1 protein-coding gene is annotated in these 298 nt (G+C 43.0%); it reads right to left on the reverse strand.

The features are described from left to right. Nucleotides 1-238: glutamate synthase central domain-containing protein (locus Q4528_RS13380; protein ID WP_303522002.1), on the reverse strand; the 238-nt coding region annotated here is incomplete at its 3' end. Nucleotides 239-298: the final 60 nt, after the last annotated feature.

The following is a 298-nucleotide window of genomic DNA, read 5'->3' on the forward strand; positions in this document are numbered from 1 at the left end:
TGGCAATTCCATCCAGGCTTAAACCTTCGATACGAGTTACTGTGCCTGTAAAGTATTTCTTAACCACATCAGAGTTAATACCCAGCGCTTCAAAGATTTGCGCGCCTTGGTATGACTGAAGTGTAGAGATACCCATTTTCGAGAAGATTTTTAACAAGCCACTATTTACTGCATTACTGTAACGCGATATCACATCATCGTTAGACATGCTGCTATCAATAATGGCTTGGTCACGCATGTCTAGCAGTGTTTCAATGGCTAGATATGGGTTTACCGCCGCTGCGCCGTAACCTAATAC

The organism is Staphylococcus pasteuri, assembly GCF_030547725.1.
Taxonomy (GTDB): Bacteria; Bacillota; Bacilli; order Staphylococcales; family Staphylococcaceae; genus Staphylococcus; species Staphylococcus pasteuri.